At 71.1% G+C, this 14,639-nt stretch carries 13 protein-coding genes; 6 read left to right on the forward strand and 7 right to left on the reverse strand.

The features are described 5' to 3' along the window. The 3 genes from ACLBXX_RS18385 to ACLBXX_RS18395 form a co-directional block, all read right to left on the reverse strand. The coding region (locus tag ACLBXX_RS18385; RefSeq protein WP_447659208.1) for a TIGR03842 family LLM class F420-dependent oxidoreductase at window positions 1-663 on the reverse strand (663 nt) is incomplete at its 3' end. Window positions 664-673: 10 nt separating this feature from the next. Then, window positions 674-2,116, reverse strand: a complete 1,443-nt coding sequence (hydA, locus tag ACLBXX_RS18390) for a dihydropyrimidinase (RefSeq protein ID WP_447659209.1) — start codon at window positions 2,114-2,116, stop codon at window positions 674-676. A gap of 11 nt (window positions 2,117-2,127) precedes the next feature. Next, window positions 2,128-2,976, reverse strand: coding sequence for a nitrilase-related carbon-nitrogen hydrolase (locus ACLBXX_RS18395; RefSeq protein ID WP_447659210.1), 849 nt, complete (start codon window positions 2,974-2,976; stop codon window positions 2,128-2,130). Window positions 2,977-3,285: 309 nt separating this feature from the next. Here ACLBXX_RS18395 and ACLBXX_RS18400 point away from each other — a divergent pair, with 309 nt between their 5' ends. Continuing rightward, window positions 3,286-4,473, forward strand: coding sequence for a sensor histidine kinase (locus ACLBXX_RS18400; RefSeq protein WP_447659211.1), 1,188 nt, complete (start codon window positions 3,286-3,288; stop codon window positions 4,471-4,473). After that, window positions 4,470-5,108: a response regulator transcription factor gene (locus tag ACLBXX_RS18405; RefSeq protein ID WP_310288265.1), complete on the forward strand. Its 639-nt coding sequence runs from the start codon at window positions 4,470-4,472 to the stop codon at window positions 5,106-5,108. Before ACLBXX_RS18400 ends, ACLBXX_RS18405 begins: the two co-directional genes overlap by 4 nt. A gap of 3 nt (window positions 5,109-5,111) precedes the next feature. Here ACLBXX_RS18405 and ACLBXX_RS18410 read toward each other — a convergent pair whose 3' ends face one another. Continuing rightward, entirely contained in the window at window positions 5,112-5,801 is a 690-nt protein-coding gene (locus ACLBXX_RS18410; RefSeq protein WP_447659212.1) for a hemerythrin domain-containing protein, read from the reverse strand. A gap of 140 nt (window positions 5,802-5,941) precedes the next feature. On the opposite strand from ACLBXX_RS18410, the gene ACLBXX_RS18415 reads away from it, so the two are divergent. Continuing rightward, a complete protein-coding gene (locus tag ACLBXX_RS18415) occupies window positions 5,942-6,724 on the forward strand; it encodes an ABC transporter ATP-binding protein (RefSeq protein ID WP_310288269.1) in 783 nt (260 codons plus the stop codon). A 149-nt stretch (window positions 6,725-6,873) separates the two neighbouring features. Continuing rightward, window positions 6,874-8,256, forward strand: a complete 1,383-nt coding sequence (locus tag ACLBXX_RS18420) for an FtsX-like permease family protein (protein WP_447659232.1) — start codon at window positions 6,874-6,876, stop codon at window positions 8,254-8,256. A gap of 111 nt (window positions 8,257-8,367) precedes the next feature. On the opposite strand, the gene ACLBXX_RS18425 is transcribed toward ACLBXX_RS18420, so the two are convergent. Further along, the gene (locus ACLBXX_RS18425; RefSeq protein ID WP_447659213.1) at window positions 8,368-9,690 is read right to left on the reverse strand and encodes a hypothetical protein; all 1,323 of its coding nucleotides are present in this window, start codon (window positions 9,688-9,690) and stop codon (window positions 8,368-8,370) included. After that, window positions 9,687-11,429 carry a hypothetical protein gene (locus ACLBXX_RS18430; RefSeq protein WP_447659214.1) on the reverse strand — a complete coding sequence of 581 codons (1,743 nt, stop codon included), beginning with the start codon at window positions 11,427-11,429 and terminating at the stop codon, window positions 9,687-9,689. The genes ACLBXX_RS18425 and ACLBXX_RS18430 overlap by 4 nt, the downstream gene beginning before the upstream one ends. 139 nt (window positions 11,430-11,568) lie before the next feature. On the opposite strand from ACLBXX_RS18430, the gene ACLBXX_RS18435 reads away from it, so the two are divergent. Beyond that, window positions 11,569-12,162 carry an NADPH-dependent FMN reductase gene (locus ACLBXX_RS18435; protein WP_375871652.1) on the forward strand — a complete coding sequence of 198 codons (594 nt, stop codon included), beginning with the start codon at window positions 11,569-11,571 and terminating at the stop codon, window positions 12,160-12,162. Between the two features lie 93 nt (window positions 12,163-12,255). Here the strand turns inward: ACLBXX_RS18435 and ACLBXX_RS18440 are convergent, their stop codons facing one another. Beyond that, on the reverse strand, window positions 12,256-12,765 hold the full coding sequence (locus ACLBXX_RS18440) for a hypothetical protein (RefSeq protein ID WP_447659215.1): 510 nt from the start codon (window positions 12,763-12,765) through the stop codon (window positions 12,256-12,258). Window positions 12,766-13,068: 303 nt separating this feature from the next. Between ACLBXX_RS18440 and ACLBXX_RS18445 the strand changes: the two genes are divergently transcribed. Beyond that, entirely contained in the window at window positions 13,069-14,628 is a 1,560-nt protein-coding gene (locus tag ACLBXX_RS18445; RefSeq protein ID WP_447659216.1) for a hypothetical protein, read from the forward strand. Window positions 14,629-14,639: the final 11 nt, after the last annotated feature.

Raw genomic sequence — 14,639 nt, forward strand, 5'->3', positions numbered from 1 at the left:
GCGGCACTGCTCGCGCATGTGCTCCCAGTCGTCGCCGATGTACATCGGCGCCGCCACGCAGAACGCCAGCGACTCGGGGTCGCGGCCGGCGGAGGCCGCGGCATCCTTCACCGTCTTGATCATCCAGGCGGCGATGTCGACGTCCGCAAGCTGAAGGATGAAGCCGTCGCCCACCTCGCCGGTGAGCTTCAGCGCCATCGGCCCGTACGCGGCGACCCACACATCGAGCTCGGATCCCCGGCTCCACGGGAACTGCAGCGTGGCGCCCTTGTACTCCACAGCCCGCGAGTTGGCGAGCTCGCGGATCACGTGGATGGACTCGCGCAGCTCGGCCATCGTCGTGGGCCTGCCGTTCGTCACCCGCACCGCCGAGTCGCCGCGGCCGATGCCGCAGATCGTGCGGTTGCCGTACATCTCGTTGAGCGTGGCGAAGACGGATGCCGTGACCGTCCAGTCCCTCGTCGCGGGGTTGGTCACGAACGGCCCCACCGTGACGCGCTTGGTCTCGGCGAGGATCGCAGAGTGGATGACGTACGGCTCCTGCCACAGCAGGTGCGAGTCGAACGTCCACACGTGGCTGAAGCCGTGCGCCTCGGCGAGCTTCGCGAGCTGCACCGTGCGTGAGGCGGGCGGATTGGTCTGAAGGACGACACCGAAGTCCATGGGCTGCTCCTCAGATCAGGTACTGCGACAGGCCGCGCTTGAGGAACCGGCCGTCGCCCTTGGCGCCGAGGTACTCGCCGCCGTCGACCACGACCTTGCCGCGCGAGATGACGGTGTCGACGTGCCCGTCGATCTCGTAGCCCTCCCACGCGGAGTGGTCCATGTTCATGTGGTGGGTCTTGCCTTCACCGAACCCGATCGAGGTGTGGCCGTTCGGGTCGTAGACCACGACATCTCCGTCGGCGCCGGGCTGGATGACTCCCTTGCGCCCGTACAGGCCGAACATGCGCGCGGGGGTGGTCGAAGTGAGCTCGACCCACCGCTCGAGCGTGATCTTGCCGGTCACGACGCCCTGGTACATGAGGTCCATGCGGTGCTCGACCGAGCCGATTCCGTTCGGGATCGCGCGGAAGTCGTCGAGCCCGAGCTCCTTCTGGCCCTTCATGCAGAACGGGCAGTGGTCGGTCGACACCATCTGGATGTCGTTCGTGCGCAGCGCCTGCCACATGTGGTGCTGGTGGCCTTCCTGACGCGAGCGCAGCGGGGTCGAGCACACCCACTTGGCGCCCTCGAACTGCCCCCACTCCTCGCTGAACGCGCCCAGCTGCTCCTCGAGCGAGAGGTACAGGTACTGCGGGCACGTCTCGCCGAAGACGTTCCAGCCCTGGTCGCGGGCCCAGGCGAGCTGATCCACGGCCTGCTTCGCCGACACGTGGACGACGTACAGCGGGGCACCGGTGAGGTTCGCGAGCATGATCGCGCGATGCGTCGCCTCCTCCTCCATCTGCCAGGCGCGGGCGATGCCGTGGTAGTACGGCGCCTTCTTGCCCGCCTCGGCCAGCTGCGCCGCCAGCACGTCGATCGCCGGCCCGTTCTCGGCGTGCATCATCGTGAGGAGTCCGGTCTCCTGCGAGACCTGCATCGCCTTCAGCACCTGGGCGTCGTCGGAGTAGAAGACGCCGGGATAGGCCATGAAGAGCTTGAAGCTCGACACACCCTCGTCGACGAGTCCTCGCATCGCGGCGAGCGAGTCGTCGTCGACGCCGCCGACGATCTGGTGGAAGCCGTAGTCGATCGCGCAGTTGCCCGCGGCCTTCTCGTGCCAGGCGGCCAGGCCGTCCTGCACGCGCTCGCCGTAGCGCTGCACGGCGAAGTCGATGATCGACGTCGTGCCGCCCCACGCGGCCGCCCGCGTGCCGGTCTCGAAAGTGTCGGACGCGTTGGTGCCGCCGAACGGCAGCTCCATGTGCGTGTGCGCATCGATGCCGCCCGGGATCACGTACTTGCCGGTGGCGTCGATGACGGTGTCGACGGATGCCGCGACATCCGTCCCGAGGAGCTGCGAGCCGGGCGCGAGCACCGCGGTGATCGTCTCGCCGTCGATGAGCACGTCCGCTTCGCCCCGGCCGGTCGCCGAGACGACGGTGCCGCCCTTGATGAGTGTCGTCGCCATGTCCCGCCCCCTTACGGCTTCGCGATCTTCGTGTAGGAGTCGGGGCGGCGATCGCGGTAGAACTGCCAGTCGTCGCGCATCTCGCGCACCATCTCGAGGTCGAGGTCGCGCACCAGCAGCTCCTCGTGCGTGCCCGAGCCGCGCTCGCCGACGAAGTCGCCCCGCGGGTCGATGACCTGGCTCGTGCCGTAGAAGTCGACGGCGAGGTCGCCGTACTCGTTGTCCTCACGACCCACGCGGTTCGGCTGCAGCACGAAGTACCCGTTCGCGACGGCTGCGGCGGGTCCTTCGACCTCCCACAGCCGGTTCGAGAGACCGGGCTTGGTGGCGTTCGGGTTGAAGACGATGTGGGCGTCGTTCAGGCCGAGTTCGCGCCATCCCTCAGGGAAGTGGCGGTCGTAGCAGATGTACATGCCGATCCGGCCGACCGCGGTGTCGAACACGGGGTAGCCCATGTTGCCCGGCCGGAAGTAGAACTTCTCCCAGAACCGGTCGAGATGCGGGAGGTGGTGCTTGCGGTACTTGCCGAGGATCGTGCCGTCGGCGTCGACGAGCACCGCCGTGTTGTAGTAGACGCCGGTCTCCGCCTCCTCGTAGATCGGCAGCACGGTGACGATCCCGAGCTCCTTCGCGGTCGCGGCGAAGCGCTGCACGATCGGCCCCTCCGACGACTCCGCGAAGCGGTAGTACTTCTTGTCCTGCGTGATCCCGAAATAGGGGCCGTAGAACAGCTCCTGGAAGCACACCACCTGCGCACCCTGGGCCGCGGCGTCCCGCGCGAACCCTTCGTGCTTGTCGAGCATCGACTCCTTGTCGCCCGTCCAGGTGGTCTGCGAAATCGCCGCGCGTACCGTCGTCATCGTCTCTCCGTTCATGAACCGGCTGGCGCCGTGTCCGTCCGTCCCTCGGGCGGGTCGGGCGGGGTCCGATCGATGGAGCAGCCCCGCTTCCCGATCCTGGCCATCCGACGTTTCCCGTCGGTTTCGGCCTGTGACGCGACAGTAAAGCCTTGCCCCGTGCGGCGCAATGGTCGGCTGGGCAGACCTTATGGATCCAGGGAACGGGATGCTGCGGCATCCGGTGCGTACATCCCTCGAATGATCCACGCCCCCGACGGATACAGCGCGGGACGGATGCCTCGGCGCGAAGCGCTCGCGTAGCGTGAGACGGTGTTCCGCCGCCTGAAGACGTCCCAGCTCGTCGTCGACGTCATCGTGGCGGTCGGCTTCTTCCTCATCGCGTGGCCGGTGGAGACGGTGCTGGCGACCGGCACGCTGGGCCTGGAGTACCGGCTCGGGTCACTCGGCCAGATCATCACCGGCCTGCTCATCGCCGCGCTGTTCAGCGGCGCGCTGGCGCTCCGCCGGCTGTCACCTCCGCTCGCCCTCGGCATCGCGTGGGTCGGGGCTCTCGCGCAGATGGGGCTCGGACGCCCGCCCAGCTTCTCGGACGTCGCCATCTTCGGCATCCTCTACACGACAGCCGCCTACGGGACCCGGCTCGTCTACTGGGCCGGCTTCGCCTCGGCGCTCGTCGGAGCGCTCGTGATCACCGTCTACCTCTTCGCCGGCCCGGTGTTCGCCGGCGGCGGGCTGTCGTGGCAGACCCTGCCGCTGGCGCTCGTGGTGCTCGTCGCCGGTGCGTTCGCGCTCGGGCTGTCGTGGACGATCGGCGCCCTCGTGCGCACCGCCGTGCGGGCCCGGGAGAACCGCGAGGCGCAGCAGCGCGCCGAGGCCGAGACCGCCGCCGAGCAGGAGCGCGTGCGCATCGCCCGTGACATGCATGACGTCGTCGCCCACTCGCTCGCGGTGGTGATCGCCCAGGCCGACGGCGCGCGCTATGCGGCAGCATCAGATCCCGCGATCGCGACCGACGCGCTCGCGACGATCTCGACCACCGCCCGCTCCGCCCTCGCCGACGTGCGGCTGTTGCTCGGGCAGCTGCGGCACCGCCAGGGCGACGGCCCGCAGCCCACCATCGCCGATCTCGAGGAGCTGTACGCCCAGGTGCGCACGGCCGGGGTGCAGCTGCGGGTCGACGTCGACCCTGCGCCTCCGGGCGAGCCCCCGGCGGCCGTGCAGCTCGCGGTCTACCGCATCCTGCAGGAGGCGCTGACCAACACGCTCCGGCACGGCGCGCCCGGCGGCTCGGTCGACGTGCGACTGTCGTGGCTCCCTGACCGCGTCGAGCTCGACGTCCGCAATCCCGTCTCTCCGGGCTCGCAGCCCGGACGGTCGGGCCACGGCATCATCGGCATGCGAGAGCGCGCCCAACTCGCCGGCGGCCGGCTCGATGCGGCCGACGAAGGCGGCGCCTTCATCGTGCGTGCCACCATTCCCCTGGGAGGAACCGCATGATCCGCGTCGCGCTCGTCGACGACCAGTCGCTGTTCCGCGCCGGCATCCGCATGCTCGTGGACTCGCAGCCCGACCTCGAGGTGGTGGCCGAGGCATCCGACGGTCGCGAGGCGATCGACGCGGTGCGTCAGTCGCGGCCCGACGTCGTCCTCATGGACATCCGCATGCCCGTCATGGACGGCCTCGCCGCCACGGCCGAGCTGCTCACCGACCCGGAACCTCCGCGCATCGTGATGCTGACGACGTTCGACCTCGACGAGGCCGCCGCCCGCGCGATCCGCCAGGGCGCGAGCGGGTTCCTCCTCAAGGACGCCGACCCCGAGTTCCTCCTCGCGGCGATCCGCACCGTGCATGCGGGGTCGGCCGTGATCGCAGCATCCGCCACGCGAGAGCTGTTCGAGAGATTCACGGATGCTGCGCCCCGGCCGGTCCCGGCCGCCTACGCCGAGCTCACCGAGCGCGAGCGCGAGATCTTCGCGCTCGCCGCACGCGGGCTCTCGAACGCCGAGATCGCCGCGCGCGAGTACCTGTCGGAGGCGACGGTGAAGACGCACATCAGCCGCATCCTCACGAAGCTCGGCCTGCGCGACCGCGTGCAGCTCGTGGTCTTCGCCTTCGAGCACGGCCTCGTATAGCGCTCAGCGGCCCTCGAGGGCCGCGCGATGCTTGGCGTAGGCGCGTCGCCCGATCAGTCGCCACGCCAGCCGGCCGGGCGCGGGCATGTGCTTGTGGAGCCACTCGTCGCCGCCGTCCGGCTGCGACGCGAGGATCTCGCCGAGCTGCTGCCAGGTCTGGCCCTTCGGGATCGCGTTGCGGCCGTGCTCCGCGAACCACTCGATCTCGGGATCGGTGATGGTGTACTCCATCACCGGCACGATGTTGGTCTCCTCGTCGGGGAGGTGCACGGCCATCGCCTTGTTCACGCCGGCGAGTGCGGAGAGCACGGGCTCGGCATCCGTCGCCTCGGCCGCGGCCCGCCACGCGGGCAGCGCCCGATCGAGCGCCGTCAGGTGCACGAGGAGCTCGGCGTGCTGCGCCTTCATGCGCTCGACGTGCGCGGCGCACGACGGTGCGCGCTCGTCGAGCGCGGGCCACAGGCGCTCGTCCTCGCCCTCGTGGTGTGCGTGCAGACCCAGTGACAGCGTCTCGAGCTGCGTCGCGACCGCGGCGGCGTGTGCCGTGTCGCCCTCGCGCACGCCGCGCACGAGGTCCGGGCCTTCGCCGAACCCGCGCTTGAACATGCGGTGGATCTCGGCCATCCCGCTCGTATCGCACGTCTTCGCACCGCCGGGCAGATCGCCGCTGGGCGGCAGGGGCGTGGCGGGCATCGTTGCTCCTCGCGTCGGTGGTTCGGGCTCCCCGCGAGGCTAGTCCTGAGCACCGGCGCACGGAAGGTCATCCTCGAGATGTAGACGGATGCCTCTCCCGGGCGACGCGGGCGACACCGGGTCGTTCCTAGCGTCGAAGCATGGAACTCTCATCGACCGACCTGGGCCTGGCCGCCCGGGTGCAGCAGCTCACCAAGACCTACGGAACCGGCGAGAGCACGGTGCACGCGCTCGACGGCGTGAGCGTCGGCATCCGCCGCGGCGAGTTCACCGCGATCATGGGCCCGTCGGGCTCGGGCAAGTCGACGCTCATGCACATCATGGCGGGACTCGACGCACCCTCGTCGGGGCGCGCGTGGATCGGCGACACCGACATCACCGGCCTTTCGGACCTCGAGCTCACGATCCTGCGGCGCCGCCGCGTCGGGTTCGTGTTCCAGGCGTTCAACCTCGTGCCCACGCTCGACGCGCTGGGCAACATCCTGCTGCCGTTCGACCTCGACGGCCGCCGGCCCACGACGCTCGAACGGGCGCGCATCGACGGCCTCGTCGAGCGCCTGGGGCTCGCGTCGCGCCTGAACCACCGCCCCCACCAGCTGTCGGGCGGCCAGCAGCAGCGCGTCGCGATCGCCCGCGCACTCGCCACCGCACCCGACCTGGTCTTCGCCGACGAGCCCACGGGCAACCTCGACTCGCGCTCGGGCCGCGAGGTGCTCACGCTCCTCGCCGCCGCCACGCGCGAGCACGGCCAGTCCATCGCCATGGTCACGCACGACCCGGTCGCGGCCTCCCACGCGGACCGCGTGCTGTTCCTCGGCGACGGACGCATCGTCGCCGACAAGCCGCGCCAGAGCGCCGAGGAGATCTCGGCCTACATGCTCGCGTCCGAACTCGGCGCGGGCGCCGCGGCGGTGGCATCGTGACCGCGATCGCCGAGACCGCGCGGTCCCCACGCCGTCGCCGCGCGTCGCTGGCGCGACTCGAGGCGAGCGGGGCGGGGGCCCACCCGGGGCCCGCAGCATCCGTCCCGCGCAGCGCCGCCGCTCCGCTCGGGTGGCTGCGGGAGCGCGGGATGGGGGCGAGCATCCTGGTCGCCGCGATCTCGAGCGCGTTCGGGGCGATCCTGCTGAGCGCGACCGGGTTCATCGCCGCCGTGCTGAAGGCCGATCCGTTCATCGGCGAGAGCGGCACATTGGCCGTGGTGCTCGCGATCATGAGCTTCCTGTTGATCGGCGTCGCGGTGTACGTCGCGGCCATCGTCACCGCGAACACCTTCGCCACGGTCATCGCGGGGCGTACACGGCGCATCGCGCTGCTGCGGCTGATCGGCGCCTCGGCGCGCTCGCAGCGTTCCGAGGTCGCTCGCCAGGGGCTCGTCGTCGGCGTCATCGGCGCCGTGCTCGGGCTCGTCGGCGGCACGCTCGCCTCGTGGGCGGGCGTCGTGCTCGCGGGTGTCGCGTTCGGCATCGCGGACGTGGAGTACGCCGTCGTCCAGCCGGTGCTCGTGGTCCCGGCGGTGGTGGTCGCGCTCACGACGTGGGCAGCCGCGTGGGCGGGGTCCCGGCGCGTGCTGACCGTCACGCCGCTGCAGGCGCTCGGCGGCTCTGTCGAGGCATCCCACGACGCGTTCACCCGCAAGGGAGCACGCAACGGTGCGGCGATCACGCTGTTCGCGATCGGCGGGGCGCTGCTCGCGGGAGGCATCGCCCTCGGACTGGTGTCGCCGCTCGGGGTGATCGTCGCGTTCTTCGGCGGGATCTTCTCGTTCACCGGGCTCGCGCTCGGCGCCACGCTCGTGATGCCTCCGGTCCTGCGGCTCGTGGGCAAGCTGTTCGGTGCGTCGGCGACGGCGCGGCTGGCGTCGGAGAACGCGCTGCGCTACCCGGAGCGCTCCAGCCGCATGGCGATCGGCGTCGTGATGGGCGTGACGCTCGTGACGATGTTCGCGGTCGCGCTCGAGACCGTGAAGGCCGTGCTGACGACGTCGGCCGGCGGCGAGGCCCCGCAGGAGATGACCACGCTGCTCGACACGTTCGCCGGGATCATGATGGGTCTCGTCGCGGTCTCGGCGGTCACCGCCGCGGTGGGGCTCGTGAACCTCCTCACGATCGGCGTGGTGCAGCGCCGCCGTGAGTTGGGGCTCCTGCGCGCGCTCGGCGTCTCGACCGGGCAGGTGCGCCGCATGGTGCTGCTCGAGGCCGCGCACATCACGATCACCGCGACCATCACGGGGCTCGTGCTCGGCATCGCCTACGGCTGGGCCGGGGCGCAGTCGCTGCTCGGCGCCGTGCCGATGCCGCCGTCGTTCTCGTCGCCGACGCTCGTCGCGCCCGCCGTGCCGTGGCTCCCCGTGGCGATCATCGTGGCCGCGACGGCGGTGCTCACCCTCGTCGCGGCGGTCGTCCCGACGCGGCTCGCGACGAGGGTCGTCCCGGTCGAGGCGCTCGCGGACTGAGACCGGCCAGGGGATGGATGCTGCGCCGCACGGCTTCGCGCCGCAGCTGGGCCCACGCGCCCGAGGCTCCGCGCGACGCGCCAGCGGCGCGTGGAGGGGGCGTGGGGACCATCATTCGTCGTCGACGAACGGGACCTGACGGAAGGGGCCGTGCGCGGCGTCGGCCTCGAGCTCGATCCACTCCTCACCGCCGGTGAGATCGTCGGTCGAGTAGAGGTCGGCGACCTCGCGGAGGGCGGAGACGAGCTGCGGCTGCGGCACGGCGCCGTCGCCCTCGCCGTGGACGTCCTGGCGGGTCGACATGACGGCGGCGAGCCGGGGACGGTCGGGCCCCCGGTCCTTCCACAGCGCGTGCAGCGAGCGGGGTGTGGCGTTGCGGCTGCCGTGGTGACCGACCTTGTACAGGTCGATGCCGGCGAGCCGCTCGCGAAGCTGCGGCTCGTCCGCGAGGCGCTCCAGCGTGAGCCGCCAGTTCTCGATCTGCGCATCGCCCGGGAACAGCATCGACAGTCCCTCGATCTCCAGCAGCAGGATGATGCTCGTGTTGTTGAGGGCGTCGTCGAGGTCGCGCACCAGACGCGCCGCCGAGTGCGACCGCTGGTTCGCGAGGCGGTCGATGAGCCAGCGCACCGGACCGGGACCGTGCGCGATCGGGGCCGGGGCGCCCGCGTCGGCGGACGAGCCGACGACGCGCAGGGAGGCGCCGAGCGCACGGAGCCAGTACTCCGGGTCGTCCTCCCGCTGCTTCGCGACGCGCGGGTCCTGGTCCACGGTGGGAGGGCCGAGCACGGTCGTGCGCATCCCCGGCACCAGGTCGTCGATGCCCGAGTCCATCCCGGCGTGCAGGTAGCGGCCCCGGTCGTCGAGCGACAGTTCGTCCAGCAGAGCCACCGCTTCGGCGTTCTTGAGCTGGTCCTCGGCGGCGGCCCTCACATCGTCGTCGAGCCCCACGAGCTGGGTCAGCTTCGCGACGTGCTCCTGGGCCTGTGCGAGCAGCGCGGCGTACCGCACGGAGGCGCTGGTGAGGCCGTTCGGCGGCTCGGCCGCAGCGAGGCCCGGGTCGCCGGGGCCGTTCGCCGTCGCCGACAGCTTCGGATTCTCGGTCCACGACCGCAGCACGAGCGTGGGCGCGAGCTTCTTCATGATCTCCGCTCCCGCGTCGACCTCGAACCCGCGCAGGTGGTCCCGGTGGCGGTGGGTGACCACGAGCACGTCCAGCCGGCCGCCCGTGTGCTTCTCGATCATTGCGGCGACATCGCCCATACGACCGCGGGCCATGCCTTCGCGGGGGGAGTGGCTCGTGCCGTAGTCGATGAGGATGTGCCGCTCGGCGCGGCCGTCGGGGAGGGGCTCGTCGTACTCGACGGACACCAGGAAGCAATCGCCGAAGCCGACCTGGTACATGCGGACGCGAACGCGGGTCGGAGTGCTCACCATGTCTCCCCGGAGCTCTGCTCGGTGCGGTGCAGCTCGGCGAACGTCTGCCCGCGGGCCGCCCCGTCCGAGAAGCCGAGGCGGCGCTTCGAGTCCATGCGGCCGGTGCGGGCGAGGTGGTCGAGCCGCAGCTGCTGGCGACGCCAGTCGTCGAGCCGCTTGTGGATGTGCAGCTTGAGCCGGCCGAACTGGTCGAAGATCAGCGTCCCGCCGCCGAACAGCTGCACGGGCGTGCTCGGATCGATCAGCGGGGAGAGCTGGAGCCCCGACTCGTCGGTGAACTCCCGCGCGGTCATGTCGGCCATCTGGACGTACGTGGCGACCGACTCCGGCACGATCAGTCCGTCGGGACCGATCCGCTGCGTCGGGAGCACCGATTCGATCACGGTGTAGTAGTCGGTCGACACGTCGAGGCGGCGGGCGTTCTGCCAGAGGAATCGCGACACCTCGTCACGGTCGCTGCGGAGCCCCGCGAAGTTGATCCCGAGGTAGCGCGGCGGCAGCTCCGACTCGAGCACGTCGGTCACCCGACCGGACGGGAGCTTGATGCCCGCCTTGGCAAACCCGTCGACCAGGAGCTTGCGATAGCCGAGGTCGTCGTCGGGCACGACCTCGTTGTCTGCCAGCAGCACCGCGTTGAGGAGGTCGCCGAAGTCGAACTCGACGGGCGGCAGGTAGTCGAGGCCGCGGATCAGCATCGTGAGCAGCTGGGACGCCGCCTTCGCGCCCTCCTCGGCGGCCCGGGCCCTGTCGACGGTGACCCCCTTGCCGGTCGCCGCCTCACCGTTCGGGCGCGAGAACAGCGCCTGCAGCCTCATGTACCAGATGTCGATGAGCAGGTCGAAGGCGATCGCCACCAGCACCTCGCCGCGCCGGTGCGGCTCGAGGAAGTCGGTCCGCTTCGCCCAGTCGGCGGGCGGCGGAGTCAGCGCCGACTCCCGCAGCGCGCCGCGGCCCTGCGTCAGCACGCTGCCGATCTGCTCGGCGACGCGGGCGAGCATGTTCCTGCGCAGCGCCTCGGGCTCCACGTGGCTTCGCGGGATGCGCCCGCTCTTGTCGGGCTTGCCGAGCGCCTGCTCGATCACCGGGCGCATCGAGAACACCGAGAGCAGCGCCACGATGTCGGCGAAGCCCTCGTGGAACGCGGCCTGGTCGGGAAGGCTCGGCTCGAGGAACCGGCCGCGCAGCCCGTCGAGCACGGCGTGCGTCGTCTCGTGCACCACCACGTCGTGGCTCAGGCACGTGTAGATCGTGTCTCCGGTCGGGTCCGCAGGCGGCACGTAGCCGAACAGCAGCGCGCGGTCCTCGAACGAGTAGTAGGCATTCGCCTCGGCGAACGCGTGCGGCACGAGGAACAGCTGGTGGCTGCGGAACCCCCACGGGAGCCGCCGGCCCAATGCCGTCTCGAACGTCGCGAGCGTGCGCGCGGCGGTGGCGTACACATGCTGCGCGTGGAAGGCCCAGTCGGTGCGCAGCACGTCGTCGGTCGCCTCCGCGAAGAGGTCGTCCTTGCCGAGCGGCTCGTGCTTGACGTAGCGGCCGGTGGCGGTGTCGTAGTCGACCACGTGCAGGCGGGCTCCGCGGGGTCCGTCCTCCATGCGCGACCACGGCACCTTCACGTTGGCGGTGAGGATGCTCGCGTCGTCCCCGCTCACCGACGGATCCTGCGCGATGAGCCGCAGCGTCACGTGCGTGCGCGGTTCGTCGGCCGGTTCCGCGTATTCGACACCGTCCGCCATGTCACACCCCCAGGGTCTACGGCTCCACAATGCAGCGACTTGCCCCGCTCTGGAAGAGGGTCGCCGCGCAGTCCTGATACCCGTGGGGTCCCGAGCGCAAGGGGGTGCGTGAGCGGGTGCACGGGTGCAGGCTGGCCGCATGCAGATCGAGATCGTCGAGCACGAACCGCCCTATCGCGTCGGCGTCATCGTCGGCAGCCTCTCGCGCGAATCCGTCAACCGGCGTCTGGCGCTCGCCTTGCAACGCCTCGCGCCGCCCGAACTCGAGTTCTTCGAGATCTCGTACGCCGATCTCCCGCTGTACAACCGCGACCTCGACGCCGACTACCCGCAGGCGGCGCTCGACTTCAAGGAGGCGGTGCGCTCCTCCGACGCGCTGCTCTTCGTGACGCCCGAGTACAACCGCTCGATCCCCGGCGCGCTCAAGAACGCGATCGACTGGGGCAGCCGGCCGTGGGGTCAGAACGCGTGGAGCGACAAGCCGGTCGCCGTCATCGGCGCCTCGCCCGGGCAGATCGGCACCGCCGTCGGCCAGCAGTCGCTGCGGAGCACCCTGAGCTTCCTCAACGCACGCCAGATGACCACCCCAGAGGCGTACATCCACTTCACGCCGGGGCTCATCGAGGCCGACGGCGAGGTGACCGTCGCCTCGACGGAGGAGTTCCTCCGCACCTTCATGGTGAAGTTCCTCGAGTACACCGCGCGCGTGCTGACGGTGATCCCGCAGGCGTGATGGGAACGGATGCTGCGGCCCGCAGCTGGGACCACGCGCCCACAGGCTCCGCGCGACGCGCCAGCGGCGCGTGGAGAGGGCGTGGGGACCTGTTCACTCCTCGTCGACGAGTTCGGGGTCGTGGGCCCACGAGGGCGCGAGGGCGCGCACGCGTGCGGCGCGCCATTGCCACATGCCCCACAGCACCGGCCACAGGAGGGGTGCCGTCGGGCCGCCGATGACGAGCCGGTCGCGCCACAGCGTCTTTCCCGGCTGACCGGGCGCCGGCGACACCGCCATCTGGTGGTCCCACACGTCGAGGCTCGCGAGCGGGCCCGTGAGCGGGATGCCGCTGTCGCGGAAGATCCGGACGCGGCCGCCGGCCTCGTCCACCGACCGCTCGCTGATGTGGATGAGCTGGCGCCCCATCGGCACCGCGCCGAACGCCGAAAGCTGCACCGGCACGTCGTCGCCGGGGGTCCACGACGTCGGCAGCCCACTGGGCACGAGCGGGGCGAGGTCCATCAGCGGGCCGTAGAGCTCGGCGACGGCACGGGGCGAATGCACCGCCCGCCACGCGGCATCGGCGTCGCAGTCGATCACGAACTTCAGCAGAATCCGCATGCGCTCCAGTGTCGCACCCGCCTCGCGGCGGGGCTCGGGCTTGCGCGCGCGTCGACATCGTGCGATCTCGCCGAGATCACACGATGTGCGCGTGCGCGACGTGTCGCCTCGGTGAGAGCACACGATCCGTGCGCGGCCGGGCGGACGCTCCCGCCCGGGGATACCACAAAACCGAGCAGCGCTCGACATTCACCTCGACGTCGGTGAACGTTTACCCGATGCTCTCCGGTACCGGACAACCGCTCGATAGCTTCGCCCCTGGCCTGCGCCAGCCCCGAGCGCGGCCGTGAAAGGACCCCGGGAATGAGGCCCCACCCCAGCCGGACACTCCGGCACATCATCGCGATCGGCGGAGCCGTCGCACTCACCTTGGCGATCGCCGCGCCCTCCGTCGCATCGGCCCCCGCCGAGGCGACGGCCACGCTCGGCGAGCCGGTGCCGTATCTCATCGAGAACGTGCACGCCGCCGGCAAGGTGCTCGAGATCGGCGCCGACGACGCGCAGTCGACCGGCCCGTCGGACGCGCCTTGGCTCGCCGCTGCCGCGATCTTCTCGAAGGAGACGGATGCCGCCTCCCTGCGCGCGCAGGCCGTGCTCGCGTACCCCGTGACCGGTGCCGCCGACACGTACGTGTTCGCGAACGCCGACGGCGACGTGCTCGCGCGCAAGGCGAACGACGACCCGTGGGCGCGCTACGTGGAGATCTCGGATCTGACGGTCGCCGAGGCTGCGACCGACCCGGGCGCCCAGTGGCGAGCGGTCGACGCGGGCGGAGGCGCGGTGTACCTGCACAACGTGCGTCTGTACACGAACGGCGCCACCGCCGCGCTCGACATGTACAACTGGGCCACCGCCGACGGCGCCGAGATCCAGACCTACGACGCCGGCAGCGCCGCGGTGCAGAAGTGGTACCTGCGCTCGCTCGACGCGACCGTCGCGCCGCAGACCGGCCGCACCGACCTGGGCGTCGCCCCGACGCTGCCCTTTTCGCTCGTCGCCTCGTACAGCTGGGGGCTGAGCCACACGCTCACCCCGATCGCGTGGACCGATCCCGGAGCCGGCGCGTGGCAGGCCGAAGGCACCGTGCGTGTCACGGGCACCGCGACCGGGTACTTCGGCGAGGCCGTGCCCGTCGCCGCGGAATACCTCGTCGGGTCGCTCGGTGCCGCCCGCGATGTGCCCGTGTCGGCGCACGTGGGCATGACGGTGGCGCAGCTGCGGATGCTCGCCCCGAGCAAGGTCGAGCGCACCGTCTCGGGCTCCGATGTCACCGTCACGGCCCCGGTCGCGTGGGACTGGTCCGCGGTGACAGACGCGTCGATGGCCGAGGAAGGCACGTTCACCGTGCCCGCGACCGCCGCGACCGGCTTCGCCGCGCAGCTCGTCGTCACGGTCGTCGCCGTCGAGGAGGTCGACATCCTCCGCGAGGCAGGCGTGCACTACACCTTCACGCACAAGGACGACACCCGCTTCGCCCTGACCGACGGGGTGCGCGCGGTCCCCGGCTTCGCCGACTGGCGCAGCGGCGGCGCGGCCAACCGGGTCAACCCGAACACCGTGTCGTTCTACTTCGACGCGCCGCGTCAGATCACCGGTGCCGCCGTGTACGACATCGGCGGCACGAAGAACATCGGCTCGGTGACGGTGCAGTACCGCACGCTCACCGGCGGCTGGCGCGACCTTCCGGCCGAGAGCACGACGTGGCCCGCCACGAACCCGACGGCGGACCTCAGCCTCGTCGTCGACAGCGAGACCGTGCTCGCCACCGGCGTGCGCGTCGCGATCGGCAACAAGTCGACCGCCACCTGGATGTCGCTGTCCGAGGTCGAGGTCTACGGACCCGGCACGGTGCCGGCGAGCTGATGATGCGCACC

Source organism: Microbacterium sp. C23T (assembly GCF_053345975.1).

Coding starts and splice junctions, on each gene's coding strand:
- hydA (WP_447659209.1), bottom strand. CDS start 2,116: ATGGCGACGACACTCATCAAGGGCGGCACCGTCGTCTCGGCGACCGGC.
- ACLBXX_RS18395 (WP_447659210.1), bottom strand. CDS start 2,976: ATGACGACGGTACGCGCGGCGATTTCGCAGACCACCTGGACGGGCGAC.
- ACLBXX_RS18405 (WP_310288265.1), top strand. CDS start 4,470: ATGATCCGCGTCGCGCTCGTCGACGACCAGTCGCTGTTCCGCGCCGGC.
- ACLBXX_RS18410 (WP_447659212.1), bottom strand. CDS start 5,801: ATGCCCGCCACGCCCCTGCCGCCCAGCGGCGATCTGCCCGGCGGTGCG.
- ACLBXX_RS18415 (WP_310288269.1), top strand. CDS start 5,942: ATGGAACTCTCATCGACCGACCTGGGCCTGGCCGCCCGGGTGCAGCAG.
- ACLBXX_RS18420 (WP_447659232.1), top strand. CDS start 6,874: ATGGGGGCGAGCATCCTGGTCGCCGCGATCTCGAGCGCGTTCGGGGCG.
- ACLBXX_RS18430 (WP_447659214.1), bottom strand. CDS start 11,429: ATGGCGGACGGTGTCGAATACGCGGAACCGGCCGACGAACCGCGCACG.
- ACLBXX_RS18435 (WP_375871652.1), top strand. CDS start 11,569: ATGCAGATCGAGATCGTCGAGCACGAACCGCCCTATCGCGTCGGCGTC.
- ACLBXX_RS18440 (WP_447659215.1), bottom strand. CDS start 12,765: ATGCGGATTCTGCTGAAGTTCGTGATCGACTGCGACGCCGATGCCGCG.
- ACLBXX_RS18445 (WP_447659216.1), top strand. CDS start 13,069: ATGAGGCCCCACCCCAGCCGGACACTCCGGCACATCATCGCGATCGGC.